General features: G+C 57.6%; 21 protein-coding genes and 2 pseudogenes. 22 read left to right on the forward strand and 1 reads right to left on the reverse strand.

Annotation, left to right across the window (positions count from 1 at the left end):
- Positions 1-146 precede the first annotated feature (146 nt).
- From ON16_RS16335 to ON16_RS04585, 19 genes and pseudogenes are all read left to right on the forward strand, one after another.
- A pseudogene (locus ON16_RS16335) lies at positions 147-308 on the forward strand (Lar family restriction alleviation protein); the annotation flags it as partial.
- A 93-nt stretch (positions 309-401) separates the two neighbouring features.
- Entirely contained in the window at positions 402-674 is a 273-nt protein-coding gene (locus ON16_RS16115) for a hypothetical protein (protein ID WP_243441762.1), read from the forward strand.
- Positions 664-1,377, forward strand: a complete 714-nt coding sequence (locus tag ON16_RS04510) for a hypothetical protein (RefSeq protein ID WP_040659735.1) — start codon at positions 664-666, stop codon at positions 1,375-1,377. The genes ON16_RS16115 and ON16_RS04510 overlap by 11 nt, the downstream gene beginning before the upstream one ends.
- Before the next feature lie 41 nt (positions 1,378-1,418).
- Positions 1,419-1,661, forward strand: a complete 243-nt coding sequence (locus tag ON16_RS15270; RefSeq protein WP_081579586.1) for a cysteine-rich KTR domain-containing protein — start codon at positions 1,419-1,421, stop codon at positions 1,659-1,661.
- Positions 1,662-1,725: 64 nt separating this feature from the next.
- On the forward strand, positions 1,726-2,112 hold the full coding sequence (locus ON16_RS04515) for an HNH endonuclease signature motif containing protein (RefSeq protein WP_040659736.1): 387 nt from the start codon (positions 1,726-1,728) through the stop codon (positions 2,110-2,112).
- Positions 2,113-2,478: 366 nt separating this feature from the next.
- Positions 2,479-2,997 carry a P27 family phage terminase small subunit gene (locus ON16_RS04520; protein ID WP_040659737.1) on the forward strand — a complete coding sequence of 173 codons (519 nt, stop codon included), beginning with the start codon at positions 2,479-2,481 and terminating at the stop codon, positions 2,995-2,997.
- Positions 2,998-3,000: 3 nt separating this feature from the next.
- The gene (locus ON16_RS14915; RefSeq protein ID WP_051131524.1) at positions 3,001-4,800 is read left to right on the forward strand and encodes a terminase large subunit; all 1,800 of its coding nucleotides are present in this window, start codon (positions 3,001-3,003) and stop codon (positions 4,798-4,800) included.
- Positions 4,797-5,018 (forward strand): hypothetical protein, encoded by a 222-nt coding sequence (locus ON16_RS04530; RefSeq protein WP_040659738.1) that lies wholly within the window; start codon positions 4,797-4,799, stop codon positions 5,016-5,018. The genes ON16_RS14915 and ON16_RS04530 overlap by 4 nt, the downstream gene beginning before the upstream one ends.
- 6 nt (positions 5,019-5,024) lie before the next feature.
- Entirely contained in the window at positions 5,025-6,242 is a 1,218-nt protein-coding gene (locus ON16_RS04535) for a phage portal protein (RefSeq protein WP_040659739.1), read from the forward strand.
- Positions 6,243-6,941, forward strand: a complete 699-nt coding sequence (locus ON16_RS04540; protein ID WP_040659740.1) for a Clp protease ClpP — start codon at positions 6,243-6,245, stop codon at positions 6,939-6,941.
- Positions 6,942-6,965: 24 nt separating this feature from the next.
- Positions 6,966-8,267, forward strand: coding sequence for a phage major capsid protein (locus tag ON16_RS04545; RefSeq protein ID WP_040659741.1), 1,302 nt, complete (start codon positions 6,966-6,968; stop codon positions 8,265-8,267).
- Positions 8,268-8,279: 12 nt separating this feature from the next.
- A complete protein-coding gene (locus ON16_RS04550) occupies positions 8,280-8,687 on the forward strand; it encodes a hypothetical protein (RefSeq protein ID WP_040659742.1) in 408 nt (135 codons plus the stop codon).
- Positions 8,688-8,690: 3 nt separating this feature from the next.
- Entirely contained in the window at positions 8,691-9,020 is a 330-nt protein-coding gene (locus ON16_RS04555) for a head-tail connector protein (RefSeq protein ID WP_040659743.1), read from the forward strand.
- 9 nt (positions 9,021-9,029) lie between these two features.
- Positions 9,030-9,602 (forward strand): hypothetical protein, encoded by a 573-nt coding sequence (locus ON16_RS14920; protein WP_051131525.1) that lies wholly within the window; start codon positions 9,030-9,032, stop codon positions 9,600-9,602.
- Positions 9,602-10,138 (forward strand): hypothetical protein, encoded by a 537-nt coding sequence (locus ON16_RS14925; protein ID WP_051131526.1) that lies wholly within the window; start codon positions 9,602-9,604, stop codon positions 10,136-10,138. Before ON16_RS14920 ends, ON16_RS14925 begins: the two co-directional genes overlap by 1 nt.
- Before the next feature lie 11 nt (positions 10,139-10,149).
- Positions 10,150-10,620, forward strand: coding sequence for a DUF6838 family protein (locus ON16_RS04570; protein ID WP_040659744.1), 471 nt, complete (start codon positions 10,150-10,152; stop codon positions 10,618-10,620).
- Positions 10,617-11,699 carry a phage tail sheath C-terminal domain-containing protein gene (locus ON16_RS04575; protein WP_193372938.1) on the forward strand — a complete coding sequence of 361 codons (1,083 nt, stop codon included), beginning with the start codon at positions 10,617-10,619 and terminating at the stop codon, positions 11,697-11,699. The genes ON16_RS04570 and ON16_RS04575 overlap by 4 nt, the downstream gene beginning before the upstream one ends.
- Positions 11,700-11,714: 15 nt before the next feature.
- Positions 11,715-12,140 (forward strand): phage tail tube protein, encoded by a 426-nt coding sequence (locus tag ON16_RS04580; protein WP_040659745.1) that lies wholly within the window; start codon positions 11,715-11,717, stop codon positions 12,138-12,140.
- An 11-nt stretch (positions 12,141-12,151) separates the two neighbouring features.
- Complete coding sequence (locus ON16_RS04585) at positions 12,152-12,541, forward strand: phage tail assembly chaperone (protein ID WP_243441763.1); 390 nt, start codon at positions 12,152-12,154, stop codon at positions 12,539-12,541.
- Positions 12,542-12,734: 193 nt separating this feature from the next.
- Here ON16_RS04585 and ON16_RS04590 read toward each other — a convergent pair whose 3' ends face one another.
- Positions 12,735-13,067: a hypothetical protein gene (locus ON16_RS04590; RefSeq protein ID WP_040659747.1), complete on the reverse strand. Its 333-nt coding sequence runs from the start codon at positions 13,065-13,067 to the stop codon at positions 12,735-12,737.
- Between the two features lie 70 nt (positions 13,068-13,137).
- On the opposite strand from ON16_RS04590, the gene ON16_RS04595 reads away from it, so the two are divergent.
- The 3 genes and pseudogenes from ON16_RS04595 to ON16_RS04605 form a co-directional block, all read left to right on the forward strand.
- The gene (locus ON16_RS04595) at positions 13,138-15,243 is read left to right on the forward strand and encodes a tape measure protein (RefSeq protein ID WP_040659748.1); all 2,106 of its coding nucleotides are present in this window, start codon (positions 13,138-13,140) and stop codon (positions 15,241-15,243) included.
- A 9-nt stretch (positions 15,244-15,252) separates the two neighbouring features.
- Positions 15,253-15,891 carry a LysM peptidoglycan-binding domain-containing protein gene (locus tag ON16_RS04600; protein WP_040659749.1) on the forward strand — a complete coding sequence of 213 codons (639 nt, stop codon included), beginning with the start codon at positions 15,253-15,255 and terminating at the stop codon, positions 15,889-15,891.
- A gap of 7 nt (positions 15,892-15,898) precedes the next feature.
- Positions 15,899-16,126 (forward strand): annotated as a pseudogene (locus ON16_RS04605) (hypothetical protein); the annotation flags it as partial.

Here is a 16,126-nt window from a genome sequence, read left to right on the forward strand (position 1 = left end):
CATCAACGCTTTCCTCGGTACTGACTTTTCGCAGGAAGATATGACAGAAATTTATACGTACCTTGGCAACCGATGCAACCACGAAAAAACACTGCGTTTTATTCGGTCAGGATACGATATGTCAGCACTTGCAAAGGAGGCCCCCAATGAATGAATTGAAGCCGTGCCCGTTTTGCGGAGGAAAAGCTTACATCAAAAGAACACCTAATTATGGCTCTGAGAAACCGAGGCTTTTCGTAACGTGTTGTGTTTGCGGAGTAGAAACTCCGCGAATAGCCCGGAGCAGGAAAGATGCCGTCACCGCATGGAACCGCCGCGCCCAGCCCGCCAACTCCCGTTTTGCTGACTGCCATATCTGGGAGCCGGGGGACAAACTGGACACGCTCTCAGACAAATGCGACGTGCTGATAAAGGCAGCGGACATTAAGGCGCTGATGCTGCCCGACAACGAGCCGCTTACCCTCGACGAGCTGCGGGGGATGGACGGGGAAGCAGTGTATCTAGTGGATATGGAGCCCGTTGAGTACGGGTGGGAGGATGGTTATTATTTGGTCGATACCGACGAGGACGTGGCATTTAACGGCATACGAAAATTTAATCTAAAATTGTGCGCCGGATTTGCCTACCGCACCAAGCCGGAGCAGCCGGAACGGGAGGCCGATCATGGGCGGTGACCTACCTACATACCTGTGTGTGCAGCAGCGCGCAGGCCCGTTTGTTAAGGCATTTGTGACAGATCGGCAATGCTTCATCCGCCGCAATGGTGTCAGCACAAACAGTGTCCGCAAGCGATGCGGCCCGGCTATGTGCCGCACCAGCGTGGACAAGCTGGAACTGCGGCTGGCCCTGTTTGGATATGACGGCGTCTTTTATACACTGACCTTTGCGGACGAACACCTTCCGGACAGCCTCGACGGGGTCATGCACGTATGGGACGCCTTTTGCAAGCGCCTGAAACGCTTTTGCAAGAAGCCGATGGATTACTACGTGTACCGCATAGAGGGGTTGCATGGAGATCACCGCTACCACATCCACGCCTTTATGCGTGACGCTGATTTTCCTTCGGCGGTCGTTAGATACCTGTGGGTGTGGGGCGAAGCCTACGATGTCCCATATGACCAAAAGCGCGTTATGGCGGAGCAGGGATACCGGGGACTTGCGATCTACTTCACGAAGGAGCTCCCGGATGTCGGAAGACATCCGTGGGGCTGCTCCAGGAAATTAAGTAAGCTAATTCCTCCACCGGAGGTGCATATGTCCAATACCGGGCAACTCCGAGTGCCGCGCGACGCGGTGCGATTACCCATCTTCGGCAAGCCAGATCTGGGTGCATGGGGAGTGTTCAATTACACTCGCTATTTGCTGCCTAAAAAATAGCGCTTTATATTTAAATTAATGATTCTTCTTCTTGAAACCTTATGAATATTTACGGACAAGGTCCAGAAAGTGGGGAAAATCCATTGCCAGTGACAGCGAAAAGTGATAAACTGGTCGTAAAGGACGGATGGATTTCATGCCCGGTCTGCGGGCGAAATCATCGGCTCCTGCGAATCACAGACGAAACGGAAGCATGTGGCCTCCCGGTCTACTGCCGAACGTGCCGCAGCGAAATAATCCTGAATATTGCAAAAGGCCAGAGCGTCAAACGCCAGAGCCAATGATTCACCCGAAAAGGGCTGAGTTGTTGGGTCTGGCGTTTTTGTTTTGCCCGGAGGTGATAGCCCGATGGCATTGAAACCGCTCCGACCGTGTCGGCACCCGGGATGCAGTCAGTTGGTCCGGGAGGGCTACTGCCCTGCACACAAGCCCAAGGACCGTGCCCAGCGCAGCGAGGAGGCACAGTCCTGGCGTTGGATGTACCGGACGCCCGAATGGCTGGATGATCTGCGCCCCGCACAGCTTCTGCGGGAGCCGTTCTGCCGGGAGTGTGCCAAACATGGCATCCGCACGCTGGCCACCGACGTGGACCATATCGTGGACCACAAGGGCGACTGGGGCAAGTTTACCGACCGCAACAACCTGCAAAGCCTGTGCCATTCCTGCCACAGCCGCAAGACCATGGCAGATATGCACGCAAAAAGCAACGCTTTGCGCAGCCGCTACCGACGGTGACCGGCTGAACGCTTGGGCGCACGGGCGATTCGTGCCCGCGCAAGAGCGATTCCTTGCACCCCTCCCCCCGGCTGATAAAGTTTTAGGTCGGGAGGCGGAAGACCGCATGCCCTCCTCGGAAGGAGATTTTCTCCCCACGGGAGGTCAAAGCGGGGACTAGAGCAAAACAGCGGGCGCAGCACCCAGCCTTTGACGGGCTGGCATCCTTTCCTCCGCCCGGCCTGAGCGAAAACGCGAGGGCTGGGTGCTGTGCCCGAATCGGACACCGGCGTGTCACCCGGCCTCTGGCTGGAATCCTCTCTGCCTGACTCCCGCTTGCGGGGGTCGGGTGATGCGCCGGGAGAACGACCGAAAGGAGATTGACACATGGCAGGAAAACGGCAGCCCACCGATCTGGTGGAGGCAAACGGGCGAAAGCATCTGACAAAAGCGGAAGCAGACGCACGGCGGGATCGTGAAGTACGGGTGCCGCCTCCTGATCAGGCCACGCCTCCGAGGTGGCTGGCAAAGAAATTCCATGCGGAGTTTTTGGAGATCGGCGAAATTCTGCGAGCGTCCGGGCTGTATGCAGAGCTGGACCGGGATGTCCTGGCGCAGTATTTCGTGGCGCGGGAGCGTTGGCAGCGGGCGGATAAGCTGGCCTCCTCCGCTATCCGGGACAAGGATGAGAAGCTGGCCAAGGAGTGGACCAGCGTGCAGGGGACCTACTTCAAGCAGGCGCGGCAGTGCGCAGAGGCAATGGGCCTGTCTGTTACTTCCAGATGCCGCATCGTGGTGCCAGATGTGATCGTCAAGGCGGCTGCTGCTCCCGCCGGAGACGAGCCGGACGAGTTTACCGCACGGCTGCGGCAGCGGCAGGACGCCGCGATGGCCGGGGTGAAGTGATCCATGCCGGCAGTAAACAGCACGTACTATGACGCGGAAGCCGGCGGCTTTGTCTGTGACTTTGTGCAGCGCCTGCCGACCACCGATACCGGAAAGCTGTTCCGGCTCTATCCATGGCAGCGAGACGCCATCATGGACTTTTATTCCACAATGGACGTGGATGAGGCGACCGGGGAGCGGCTGCGGCATTACTGGTATCTGTATCTCGAGATCCCCAAGAAAAACGGCAAGAGCGAGCTGGCGGCGGCACTGGGCATCTATCATCTGTTCGCCGACGGGGAGTTAAACGCGGAGGTTTACGTCTGCGCGGCCGACAAGGAGAACGCCAGCATTGTCTTTAACGCGGCGGTCTTTATGCTGACCAGCGCACCGTGGACTGCCAAGATGATCGCCCGCGATGAGCTGCACATTGTGGAGAGCCGGAAACTGATTGAGTATCGGCGGAAGATCTCCACCGCCAACGGCGGCAGCAAGTGGGTGGTGCTGGGCACTATGAAGGTGCTGTCCAGCGAAGCATACAGCAAGCACGGCTACAAGCCCAGCTGTGTTATTTTTGACGAGCTGCACGCACAGCCCAACCGGGATCTGTGGGACGTTATGACCTTTGGTTCCGGCTCCGGCCGGAAACAGCCGGTGTATATCGTCCTGACAACGGCGGGCGACGACCCGGACCGCAACTCTATCGGCTGGGAGATCCACGAGAAGGCCGTGGGTGTCCGGGATGCCAGACAGCTCAAACAGGTTCTGGCGGATGGCGGAGACCCCAAACGGATTCTTTCGCTACGCCATGTGTCCGACGAGGATATGGACGCGGCGGAACAGGAGCTTCTGGGCCGGGATCTTTCCAACTGGCTGCCCATCCTGTACGGCCTGACGGCGGTCTACGGAGATGATCCGGACGATCTCGCAAAGTTGGATATCTGGGACGAGGCGCTGTGGTATCAGTGCAACCCATCGCTTGGGCATCATCTAACCATACGAACGCTGCGGCTTGAGGCACAGGAGGCCAAAAAAAGTGAGGCCGGTGAAAAACTGTTCCGCTGGCTCCGGCTAAACCAATGGATCTCCGTCAAGGCGGTCAGCTGGCTGAGCCTGAACGTATACGACAAGACCCAGTGGGGTCCAAGTAAGAAAGCGGATCGAGAGGCCTATCTGGAGAAATTGAAGGGCAAGACCTGCTATGGCGGCGTGGACTTGTCATCCACCACGGACTTGACAGCCTTCGTGCTTCTGTTCCCACAGCAGCCTGGGCTTGATAAAACGGTGGCGCTGTTCCACGCGTGGCGACCGGACGGAGATATCGTCGCGGCGGAAAAGCGGGATCACGTCCCCTATCGGGACTGGGCGCGGGCCGGATTTTTGGAACTGTGCTCAGGCAACCTGATCGACTATCAGATGGTCACATCGGCAATCTTGTCCGCGCGGCAGATGTACGACTTGAAAATGGTTGGATTTGACCCGTATCTAAGCCAGTTGATCACATCCCTTTTGGGCGATCAGGGTGTGCCGGTAGTAGAAATCCCGCAGGACCTGAAACACATGTGGCCCGCCATGCAGACCATGGAGCGGATGATCTTAAGCCATGAGATGCAGCATGTGCATAACACCTGCGCCCGGTGGTGCTTTGGTAATCTGCGCTGCTATGTGGACGGCAACGGAAACAAAAAGCCCATGAAAAACAAGAGCACCGGAAGAATTGATATTACGGTGGCGTGGATCATCGTTGTGGCGGTGTGGATGCTGAGCTGGGTCAAGGGAAAGCCATTTGACACTGAAAAACTGGGAGAGGACTGGGGACTATGAGTGAAGAAGAAAAAAAAGCGCGCTGGGTGCAGTGGCTTAAAAATCTGGGACATAAAATCATGGCCGTGTATCTGGATGATCTGCTGCTGCTGCTTGGCGGCGCGGCGTTGATCGCGGCGGCGGCGATTGCCTATGGAGCCGCAGCGGCGTTTGCGACTGCTGGATGCTGGTGCATCGTTATGGCATGGCTCGTGGCGCGAGCGCGGCGGAAAGGATGATGCGAATTGCTTTTGAGTAAAGCGATGGGGCCGCCTCGGGCGGTCAGCTACAACACGTTGACATGGGATCAGGTCAACGATCAGTTCCGCAGGATCTTTTATAGCGGCGGCGAGTACGACACCAGCCGCCACGGAGCGGAGCAGCTTTCTCCGGTGGCGGCGGCGCACAGAATCCTAACGTGCCACTTTGGCATGATCCCCTTGAGCGTCTATCGCAAAAACGGGGACGCCCGGGAGCCGGTATCGGATCCGGCGCTGGAGCAGGTGTTTAAGATTCGCCCCAACGAGAATATGAGCCCGTTCCTGTGCGGAAAAACGGTAATGTCCAATGCCTTTTGGTATGGCGTTGGATACTGCTGGAACCGGCAGGGACCGGGCGGCGAGATCGTAGAGCGCATCCCACTCCCGACCGAGTGCTGCCACATCCGACAGGACCCGGAGACCGGAACCTACTGGTACGACTTTACGGTGGACGGTGTGTTTCACTCCTTCTCCGGACATGAACTGTCCATGCTGTTTTTTGAAAGTTACGACGGCATCCGTGGCCGGGGGCTGATCCATCTGGCAAAGGAAACCATCGGGGCGGAGGGAGCTGCCCAGCAGTACGGGCGGAAGTTCTACCAGAATGGCGCGAATCCATCTGCCATCATCGAGGTGGACGCGGATCTAAATGAGGCGGATCGGAACAAAGTCCGGGATCAGTTCAGCTCCTACAATCCGTTTGGCGAGAACGCGTTTAAGGCGGCGGTGCTGACACGCGGCTATAAGTACACGCCCATGGGAATTAGCCAGAAGGACAGCCAGTACATCGAGAGCCGGGGCTTTGGTGTGGAAGAGATCAGCCGGTTTACCGGGATCCCGAAGTGGATGCTCCAAAGCGGAAAGGAATCCTACGACTCTAACAGCGCTCAGAGGATTGCCTACGTGACGGACACCCTGATGCCCTACATCATCCAGTGGGAACAGGAGAACACCTACAAGGCGCTTTCCACCGCACAGAGGAAAAAGAACTGGTACTTTAAGGGAAATCCATCTGTGCTTCTGCGGGGTGACGACACGGCGCGGGCCACCTTCTTCCAGAAGATGGTGTTCACCGGCCTTTACAATCTGGACGAATGCCGGGCGCTGGATGAACGCAACCCCATCCCCGGCGGACTGGGGCAGAAGTTTCTGGCTACTAAGAATCTTGGCTCTCTTGAGTCCATCCTGAAAGGAGATGCATAAATGCGTGAGATTGCATTAAAGGGCGACATCTGGAACAACGACGATGCCGACATCCTCCGGTTTTGTGGGTGGCGGGATATCGTGTGCCCATTGGACATCGAGAAGGAACTGTCCATCGCAGACGGCGATGATGTGACCATCCTGATCAATTCTCGCGGCGGAGATATGATGTCTGGAAATGAAATCAAGGCGATGCTCCGCAACTACGGTGGTAAGACCATTGCCCGCTATATGGGCTACGGCGCATCGTCTGCAACGCTGGTTGCGGCCGGTTGCCAGATCATCCAGTCAGAGCCGGGGGCGCTGCTGTGTTATCACAACCCGTCCTCCGATAACGGCGGAGACTATCAGTCTCACCAGAATATTGCAGAATCGCTGCAAAATGCACGGGACTGTGCGCTGGAGTCCTATCTCGCACACCCGGGGTGTGCATCCCGCGAAAAGCTCATTGAGCTGATGGACAAGGATATCTTTATCTCTCCGACGAAGGCAAAGGACGAGTACGGTCTGATCGACGAAATCCTGCCCGGCATTGTGCCCGAATCGGACACCGGGACGTTGGTCGCAGCGGCGGGGCCGCGGCTCCTGATTACGGCGGATATGCGCAAGCGCTACGCTGACCACAAGGCGGAAGAACCGCAGGATCAATTGAAGGCAAGACGCGCCCTGTCTCGGATCAGGTCGCTTGCAAGCTACTAAATTTTGAAAAGGAAGGTACAAAGCATGGACTATTTGGAGAAAATCAACGACCTGCGGGCGCAGAAGGCGGAACTGTCCGACAAGGCTGAAAAGCTGGTGATGGACGGAAAATTTGACGAGGCCGACGCGCTAACCACCCAGATGGAGGGCATCAACAGCAACATCGACACGGTGATCAAGGCGATGCAGGCCAGCCAGAAGAATGCCGGCCCGGTTGATCTTGGCGACGACGGAATTCTGGGCGGCGGAAAAAAGCCGGAGGCTAAGGACGCAAAGAAAGACCTGCATCTGTTTGACTCCATCGGAGAGCAGCTGCGCGCCATTGTGGCGCAGACCAAGCACGTAGGAGACGACAAGCGCCTCGGCCAGATCAACAACGTGGTACAGGGCGTCGGCACCGGGAGCGGCGAGGACGGCGCGTTTGCCATTCAGCCCGATTTTGCCGGGGCGATCATGGAGAGTGCCGTGCAGAACAGCCCCCTGCTCCAGCGTCTGGATCGCTACACCTGCTCCGCATCCTCTAACTCCGCCCGGTGGCTGCGTTTTGACGAGACGGACATTTCTGAGAGCGTGTTTGGCGGGATCAAGATGCACTGGGCGGCAGAAGGAGGATCGGTTGCGGCAAGCAAGCCCAGCAGCCGGGAGATGCGTCTGGATCTGGAAAAGATGATGGGCTTTATGTATGCCACGGACGAGATGCTCCAGGACACCGCCTTCCTCACGGGGCTCGCGTCCACCGGATTTTCTCTGGCAGCCGACCGGCTGCTGACGGCGGCGGTAATCAACGGCGACGGCGCGGGAAAACCCCTGGGCATTATGCAGTCCGGCGCGTTGGTATCGGTGGCCAAGGAGACCAGTCAGGCAGCCGCAACGCTGCTGGGCGACAACATCATTAAAATGCAGGCGCGGGCGATGCCTCGCAACCGTGAGCGCCTGTGCTGGCTGATGCACCCAGATCTGGAGGAGCAGCTGCCCTACCTTGCCATCAAGAGCGGAGACGCCTCCAAATTCCTGTGGAACCCGGAGGGCGGCCTGGGCAACTTTGACACCCAGCGGGTGCTGAACAAGCCGGTGCTGTTTGACGATAACTGCGCGGCCATCGGCAGCAAGGGAGATATCCTGCTGGTGGATCCGTTCCAGTACGTCCTGCTGATGAAGGGCACGGCCAAGCAGGACTGGTCTATGCACGTGGAATTTCTGACCGATCAGCAGTGCTTCCGCATTGTCTGGCGCTGCAACGGCGCGCCCAAGGTGGATGCGCCGCTGACCATTAAAAACAGCACGAAGAAGCGCAGCCCGTTTGTGACGCTGGATGCGCGCGCGTAAGGAGGATTTACGATGAACAGAATCATGGAAGGTATGAAGGCGGAAGTCGCCTGCGTCCCCGTTTCCCTGGCTGCGTCCACGGACTCCACCCCCATCTACATTTCTGCTGCGAAGAAGCGGCGGCTGGCCTTTGTGGTGACAACCGGCGCGCTTGCCAGCGGCAAAAAACTGACGGTCGCGGTCTACGGCGCAACAGACGCCTCCGGTACCGGAGCTACAAAGATTGGCGAGAAGGCATTTACGGCGGCTGGCACCATGACCTCTGCCGTTGCGGTTGTGGATGTGAAGCCCCAGAGCGCATACAGCCACTACGGCGTGAAATTCCAGCATGACTCCGCTGCGGCGGTGGTATGCAGCGCTGTGGCGCTGGCTGATGCGATGTACCTGCCCGCTGACAACGACTGGGCGCTGACGGTTTAAGCCATGGCGGAGCTGACGGAGGCGCGGCGGAAGACGCTGCTGGCGTATTGCCGGATTGATGAAGAAGACCCAGATGTCTCTCTGATTCCGGGCTGGTACGCTGCATCGGTTGCATATATGGCGGGCGCGGGCGTCAGCATCCCACAGGAGGGTACTGACCGCCGTGCGCTGTATGACCTGTGTATCAACTATATGGTGCTGGACAAGTACGAGCGCAGGAATATGACCATCACCGGCACCATCGTGGCGGAGAACCCTGAGTTTATACACATCAAGAATCAATTGAAGTTCACCGAGCCGGTGCCCAATTCGGGCACCGGCAGCGGTGGATAGGAGGGCGGCATGGCGTTTATCAGCGCTGGAGACCTGAACGAACGGGTGCAGGCCCGCGAATTTACCTATGATGCGGCTGCGGATGCTTGGAACTGGACGACTGTATGGGGCGCGTGGGTCAAGGCGGAGCAGAGCGACCGCAGCAGCCTGTTTTCATCAGTCGGAATCGGGGCACGGAGCGTAATTTTCAAAATGCGCAAGGCAAGCCGCATCCATCTGGGTCTTTCCTTCCTGTGGCGGGGCCAGTTTTGCTTTCTAACGTCCGTTGCGGACACGGAGCAGCCGGGGATCGTGGAGGTCAAAGCGGCTCTGTGCAGCACGGTGAACTGCCAGAAGGACGTGGACAGATCCCCGGCAGGGTGCAAATTCCCCGGCGTGCTGACTGAGAAGTATTTGGGGCACACGCAGGAGACGCCCATGTCCGTCACCATTACCACGCTGGTGCTAGTGACGTCAAAGCCCATTGAGCTTGCCTCCGGGTCCTTGGTAGAGGTAGGCGGGAAGGACTATGAAGTTCTGGTGCGTCACACGTTGGATGCATGGAAAAACGAGTACGAGATTCGCCGGAAGGAGGACTGCTGATGAGCGGTTTGACAAGAGCCGACCTGCGGGAATGGAATGACTTTTGGCGGCGTTGGGAAAAGCTGACTAAGGAATTACCAAAGGCCAAGCAACAGGCGCTGCGGATGGCTGGAATGGCAGTGGAAAGAGAACTGTTGCGGCAGATCGACCAACGTATCGCAGATCCACGTGGACGGGTCAAAAAATGGCAGGATTTGCGGGAGGGTAGCGGCGGCGGGTATGTGGCGGTGACGGCCAGTAGTGATGAAGTTGTGCAGCTCACCAAGAGCGGAAAGAAAACCACCAGCCGCGCTGTGACCCGGTATCTGGAGCAAGGACACCCGGCCAGAAAGCCATCAGGGGGGCGCGACAAGCGATATAAAGCCCGTCTTGTCTCGGATAACCTAGTTGGCGGAAATCATGGGCTGATCGTTCCGGGTCGGATGTTCTACAGTTGGACAAAGCTCCGCGCGGGAGATTTGGGCAGAGATGCCGCCGAGAAGACCCTGCAAAAGATCAAGGCCGCCATTGAGCATGGCGGCGACAGCCTGACGTAAGGAGAAATTCAATGATTACACCGAACGAAATTACCACCGCTGTGAGCGCGGCGGTTGGAACGCTGTTTCCCGGAGAGCAAGTCTATGAGAATCTAGTCCCCAGGGAGTTTAAGCGGCCTAGTAATCTGGTTGAACTGCGCGGTATTGCGCTGGAGGAGCTGTCTCCCCGCGGGGTGAAACTGCGGTACACCTACAAAATCACGGACTTTGTGGAGGTGGACGCACGGCACAACAGCCACTTTGCGGCTCTGGATCTGCGAACCATGCTGCTGGTAGGGCTGTTTGCCAAAGGATATCTAAAGGCAGACGACCGGGCCTTGAAGGTTATCAGCTGCACCACAGAGCACAACTGCGATTACACCGAAACCGTGGTTGGGCTGTCTCTGAACTATGGCCGCGCGGAGTTTGAACCGGCGGAAATCCTGCCGCTGATGCAGCAGCTGGATCTCAAAACAAAAACAAAGGAGGACACGACATTATGAGTACACTGGCAATGCCCAGTATCAACATCGCCTTTGAACAGGCGGCGTCCACAGCGCTTGCCCGCTCCCAGAAGGGCACGGTTGCCCTGATTCTGCGGGATGCGGCGCTGGCGGATAAGACCTACACGCTGACTGCGCCGTCCCAGCTGCCCAGTACCATGGGAGCCGCTAATCAGGCGGCGGTGCGGCGGGCGTTTATTGGCTATGTAAAGCCGCCCAAGAAGGTACTGCTTTACGTGACCGGTGCCGACGACGTAATCGCCGCCAGTTGTCCGGCGCTGACGTGGCTGGCAACGCAGCAGTTTGACTATCTGGCCGGACCCGCCGATCTGACGGCCCAGGAGGCGGGCGTGATTAAAACATGGATCACCACCCAGCGCAGCGACAATCACGCAATTTACAAGGCCGTTTTGCCCAGCCTTACAGCGGACAGCGAGGCGATCGTCAACTTTACGGCGGCTGGGATCAACATTGGCGCAGGCGACCCTCTTGACGCCGCTGCCTACTGCGGGCGGATGGCTGGACTGCTGGCGGGAACGCCTATGACTATCAGCGCGACCTATGCGCCGCTGCCGGAGGTGCATGACGTCACCCGTCTGACGGAGGCGGCGCTGAACACCGCCGTTGGCAAGGGCGAGTTGGTGCTTTTCTGGGACGGCGAGAAGGTAAAAACCGGACGGGCTGTCAACAGCCTGACCACCGTCACCGGAAAAAGCGACGCATGGAAGAAAATCAAAATCGTAGAGCTTCTGGACATGGTGCAGCACGATCTGCGGGCGGCCATCGACGACAACTACATCGGCAAGTATCCCAACACCTACGACAACAAACTGCTGCTGGTGACGGCCATTACCAACTATCTCCGCTCCCTTGCCCGGGACGGCCTGATTATGGACGATTTTACCTGCGGCATTGACGTGGACAGCCAGCAGAAGTGGCTGGAGGAGCATGGGACGTCCACCGTGGATATGAGCGAGCAGGAGATCAAGGAGGCCAACACCGGCACCAACGTCTTTTTGCTGGTATCCATTAAGCCGGTGGACGCCATCGAAGACGCCAGCGTGATCATTCGGCTGTAAAGGGAGGACGACAAAATGGAAGGATACAGAGTTATTAACGGCACGTTCGGCGGCGTGTGGGAGAACAGCGTGGAACTGGCGGAGGTGTCCGCGTTCCAGGTCAAACTCAACAAAAACAAAAGCACCATCAATTTCTGCCGCCAGATGGCCGAGGACAGCAAGGTCACCGGTGTAAAGATTACCGGGTCTATCACGCTTCACAAGATTTATTCGCGCGGCAGCGATGACGTGGAGGCTGTGCAGGCCGGTCACGATCGGCGCAAGACGCTGGTGGGCAAGCTGGCCGACCCGGACGCCTATGGCGCGGAGCGAATCGCGGTGTACGGCGTGAGCTACGACGAGGTGACAGTGATGGACTGGGCGGCCGCCAAGGAGGGCAGTCTCACGATTCCGTTTACCGCCACGCGAGTGGAATATCTGGACAAGATTGAGGTGCAGTGATGGAAGACACGATGAAAAACGTGAGTGTGCTGGATCTTCTGCTGCGTCCAGAACTACCGGACGTGCGCAAGGTACTTCCGGAAAAACAGGTGGAGGTGACGCGGCTGAGCCAGCTCGCCGGGGAGCCGGTGATATTCACCCTGCGAGGGCTGAGCTATGACCAAGTGCGCAAGGTGCAGGACAAGAACCGGGGAGATCAGGCGGCCTTTGGTCTGCTGTACGGCTGCGTGAGCCCCAAGTGGGGCGAGGAGGCGCTGCTGGATAAGACGCGGGGAATCGTCACACCAGTGGATTCTATTAAGGCACGGCTGCTGCCCGGAGAGGTGGACGACCTGTATGTTGAAATTCAGAAGCTGAGCGGGTATCTGCGCCGCACTATTTCCGACGTAAAAAACGACTAGAGGCGGGGGGCGACCCGGAAATCTCCCTGTTGTTCTATCTGTTCCACAAGAACTGGCCGCTGAGCGAGTTGAAGGCGCTGGTCGAGACGCGGGACGGATGGCAGGAAATTATCCAGACGTTCGCCGCCTATGAGTGCGAATTGAGAAACAGGTCGTGAAAAAAGCCGCCGCCCGGATGGGCGGCGGCGGGAATCTACGGTTTGTAGGTGCTGCTCCAGATGGCCCAGCAGAGCGAAGCGATGGATCCGAACAGCATGAACACGCCAATCGCGGCATAGGCGCCGCCCAAGTTCATGAAAAACGGCCCGACAAACAGGGTGGCAAGGCAGAGAGAGACCCCCGCCAGCCAGATGAGGACGCGCATCTCATGGCAGGCACGGTGAAATGAACGGGGTGGCTTTGGCTGCGGTCGAAAGCGGCGAAGCTCCCGGATGAGGGCGCAGTATTCCTCTGTCACCTCTTTGGTGGGCTTCATTTCCTGAAGCGCATCCAGACGTTGGTTAATGCGTTGTTCTTCCTCGGTCATAAACTCGCCTCCTCTTTGGCTTCAGCATAGCACCGAACCACAGCACTGTCAACGAAAGCAGGTGAATTTTATGGCAGATTCCATTTCTATCGTCATGAAAATGAACGAGGATATCACAGGCAAAATGAAAAGCATCGCCAGTATGTCGCAGGGCTGCTCCAAGGAGATGGAGGAACTGGGTCGCAGGACTACGCAACTGGGTGAGCGGTACAACCAACTGAACAAACACGCGGCGGAGGTCTCCGCCAAGGCTGCCACCGTCAAGATTGATCTGGACGCGGCAAAAAAACTCATGAAGGAAACCGGCTGCACGGCGGATGCGGTGGATTTTAAAAACCTTCAGGAGCAATATAACGCGCTTTCGGCTTCCGCCAGCAGTTACCAGAAGATGGCGAAAAGCGCCCTGAAGGAAACCACCGACAGCTATGAGCAATTTCGGAAGATGGATTTAGGGCTTGGCTCTTCCCCCACCCGAAAGGCAGCGGATAAGATTGAGGCAAGTCTGGGCGATAAATTGGCGCAATCCGGGCTATTCAAAATGTTTGGTGACAGTCTTGCAAGCGCTGCAGGTATTGGACTGGAGAGTGCACTTGGACAACCTATGGCCACTTTTGGAAGCAGTCTTGCATCCGGGGCCGCAACTGGCGCGTCGGCTGGGGCGCTGTTCGGAAATCCTCTGCTTGGGGCTGGAATAGGTGCTGTGGCGGGCGGAATCAACGGTGCGACCCAGATCTATCAACAAGAGGACGATGCCTTTAAAAGCTACTACGCGGGACTTTACGGGACTGTAAAGGCTGGTACTGCGGACAGCCTAACTACCGGCGGTGCGCTGGCGGCTAGTCGAGAGACCACAAAGCTCTCCTTTTCCACGCTGCTGGGTGGCGATACACAGGCGGACGCATTCCTAAAGGATGTGCTGAACACCGCTAACACGACACCGTTTCTCTACGATGATCTGACAGGTATTTCCAAGACGTTGCTATCCTTTGGGTACGCGGTGGAGGACATCATCCCTACTCTAACCAAGGTGGGCGATGCGGGTGCGGCCATGGGCCTTGGTACGGCGGACATCAACACCGTGGCCAGTTATATAGGCCGGATGCGCTCCAGTGATAAGGCAAGTCTTGAATATCTGAATCCGCTGAATGAACGAGGACTCAGCGTATTTGAGTGGCTGTCCGACGATCTTGGAATTTCGCAGAAGGCAGTCTACGACAAAATTTCCAAGGGTGATCTGTCCGGCACGTATGTCAGCGACTTGATTCTGGGGCAATTTGAGAAGCTCTACGGCGGCATGATGGAGATCCAGTCTCACTCCACAGAGGGGCTGGATTCCACGCTCCAAGGCCTGATGGAAAACATCAACGCAGCCGGGGGCGAGGGCTATAACTCCATTCGGAATCGTGGAACACAGAATGAGATCGACGCCTACGGCGGAGCGTTGGGGGATGCACTGAAGGATCTCAACGGCATAATCGGTGAGAATCAGGCGTACATGGAAAATTTGCAGGATCAGTATACCCGGGAGGCGCTGAGCGCCGTTTTGCTGGGGGAGCAGTCCAGTCTATTTAAAGGCTCGGCCGCAGAGAGGCTGAGTGAGATGCGCGGCGAATTCCTGAACGCTCAGGAGACTGACCGTCAGGAGGGAGGCAATCAGGAAGCCAAGCTATCCATGGAGTCCCTGAAGGAGCAGGCAGAAGCTCTGGCCACCGCGGCGTATGAGTCCAGTGACCAATATCAGAAGATGCACGATGCCGAACTGGATCAGATCGATGCCATTCGAGAGAATACCGCTGGACTGGAGGCTGCGACCAACGCTTTGAAAACCAGTAACGCCTTTTCAAAGGGCGGGGCTTCCTCTATTTTTGACTTAACTTATGACAAATCTTCGGCCAATTTAAGTTTCAATTCTGGAATTTCGAAGCACGAGGTCTGGAAGCACGGCGTGAAAAGCTCCAACGCCTTCGGCCTGCGGCGTGTTCCGGAGACGGGGCTGTACCTGCTGCATCAGGACGAGACGGTCAAGACGGCGGCGGAGACCCGTGAGGCTGGAGGTTTCGGTGGAGTCAATGTTAATATGACCGGACCGGTCACCATCCGGCAGGAAAGCGACATTGCACGTCTCGGCGCGGAGTTTCGGCGGGAGCTGGAGCTGGCGCGAATGCGCAGCAGCTAAGGAGGACACATGCAGATCGTATTTCGCAGCGTGAAAACCAATACGCAGCTCACCATGCCCGTGACGCCTGCCGAATTTGCCGTGGAGGTGGGGCGCAATGTGACGGTGCTGGATATGTCCCAGACCGGCGAGGCGGCATTCCCCGGCCTTTTGGCGCTGTTTGACGAGCAGATGGAGTTTCTGCTCCCGGCAGAGGCACGGAATTACACACAGGGCGGCTACACCGGTGACCCTTACGCCATGGTCAAAACCCTGACGGACTGGTCGGAGGCGGGCGAGGTGCTGCGGCTGATCGTCACAGATACGCCGGTCAACTTCCCGATACTTCTTGGCCCCGTGCGCTATGGAGAACAGGACGGCACCGGAGACGTGTATGTGCGGCTGACCTTACGGCAATACCGTGAGCTTGCGGCGGAGACATCGGAGATCAAGTCCGCCACCGGAAACAAAACCAGATCCACCAGCCGGGCGCAGCAGGCGGCGCGGGTCCATACCGTGGTCAAGGGCGACACCCTGTGGGGGATTGCCCGGAAGTATTACGGGGACGGTGCGCTGTGCTATAAGCTGGCCAAGTACAACGGCATCAAGAACGCCAACCTGATCTATCCCGGAAACAAGGTCACCTGCCCGGACAAATCCAAATTGTGAGGCGGCTATGGCATACGATGATTTGTTGAAGATCCGGACGTGGAGTCTGGACGGGAGCAAAACGGAACACATCACGCCGCTGGTACAGGACAAGACGTGGAGCGGGAGCTATCGGGACTGCGCGCGGCAGCTGACCTTCAGCGCGACGCCGGAGGCGCTGTGTGAGCTGGGTGGGCTGTGTCGGTTGTATCACAATGCGGACATCCTATTTTCCGGCCACGTGGTTTCGCGTCAA

This window comes from Oscillibacter ruminantium GH1 (genome assembly GCF_000307265.1).
Taxonomy (GTDB): Bacteria; Bacillota; Clostridia; order Oscillospirales; family Oscillospiraceae; genus Oscillibacter; species Oscillibacter ruminantium.

Coding starts and splice junctions, on each gene's coding strand:
- ON16_RS14925 (WP_051131526.1), top strand. CDS start 9,602: ATGAGCGGTTTGACAAGAGCCGACCTGCGGGAATGGAATGACTTTTGG.
- ON16_RS04515 (WP_040659736.1), top strand. CDS start 1,726: ATGGCATTGAAACCGCTCCGACCGTGTCGGCACCCGGGATGCAGTCAG.
- ON16_RS14920 (WP_051131525.1), top strand. CDS start 9,030: ATGGCGTTTATCAGCGCTGGAGACCTGAACGAACGGGTGCAGGCCCGC.
- ON16_RS15270 (WP_081579586.1), top strand. CDS start 1,419: ATGAATATTTACGGACAAGGTCCAGAAAGTGGGGAAAATCCATTGCCA.
- ON16_RS04520 (WP_040659737.1), top strand. CDS start 2,479: ATGGCAGGAAAACGGCAGCCCACCGATCTGGTGGAGGCAAACGGGCGA.
- ON16_RS04570 (WP_040659744.1), top strand. CDS start 10,150: ATGATTACACCGAACGAAATTACCACCGCTGTGAGCGCGGCGGTTGGA.
- ON16_RS04575 (WP_193372938.1), top strand. CDS start 10,617: ATGAGTACACTGGCAATGCCCAGTATCAACATCGCCTTTGAACAGGCG.
- ON16_RS04590 (WP_040659747.1), bottom strand. CDS start 13,067: ATGACCGAGGAAGAACAACGCATTAACCAACGTCTGGATGCGCTTCAG.
- ON16_RS04530 (WP_040659738.1), top strand. CDS start 4,797: ATGAGTGAAGAAGAAAAAAAAGCGCGCTGGGTGCAGTGGCTTAAAAAT.
- ON16_RS14915 (WP_051131524.1), top strand. CDS start 3,001: ATGCCGGCAGTAAACAGCACGTACTATGACGCGGAAGCCGGCGGCTTT.
- ON16_RS04595 (WP_040659748.1), top strand. CDS start 13,138: ATGGCAGATTCCATTTCTATCGTCATGAAAATGAACGAGGATATCACA.
- ON16_RS04600 (WP_040659749.1), top strand. CDS start 15,253: ATGCAGATCGTATTTCGCAGCGTGAAAACCAATACGCAGCTCACCATG.
- ON16_RS04555 (WP_040659743.1), top strand. CDS start 8,691: ATGGCGGAGCTGACGGAGGCGCGGCGGAAGACGCTGCTGGCGTATTGC.
- ON16_RS04550 (WP_040659742.1), top strand. CDS start 8,280: ATGAACAGAATCATGGAAGGTATGAAGGCGGAAGTCGCCTGCGTCCCC.
- ON16_RS04585 (WP_243441763.1), top strand. CDS start 12,152: ATGAAAAACGTGAGTGTGCTGGATCTTCTGCTGCGTCCAGAACTACCG.
- ON16_RS04510 (WP_040659735.1), top strand. CDS start 664: ATGGGCGGTGACCTACCTACATACCTGTGTGTGCAGCAGCGCGCAGGC.
- ON16_RS04580 (WP_040659745.1), top strand. CDS start 11,715: ATGGAAGGATACAGAGTTATTAACGGCACGTTCGGCGGCGTGTGGGAG.
- ON16_RS04540 (WP_040659740.1), top strand. CDS start 6,243: ATGCGTGAGATTGCATTAAAGGGCGACATCTGGAACAACGACGATGCC.
- ON16_RS04545 (WP_040659741.1), top strand. CDS start 6,966: ATGGACTATTTGGAGAAAATCAACGACCTGCGGGCGCAGAAGGCGGAA.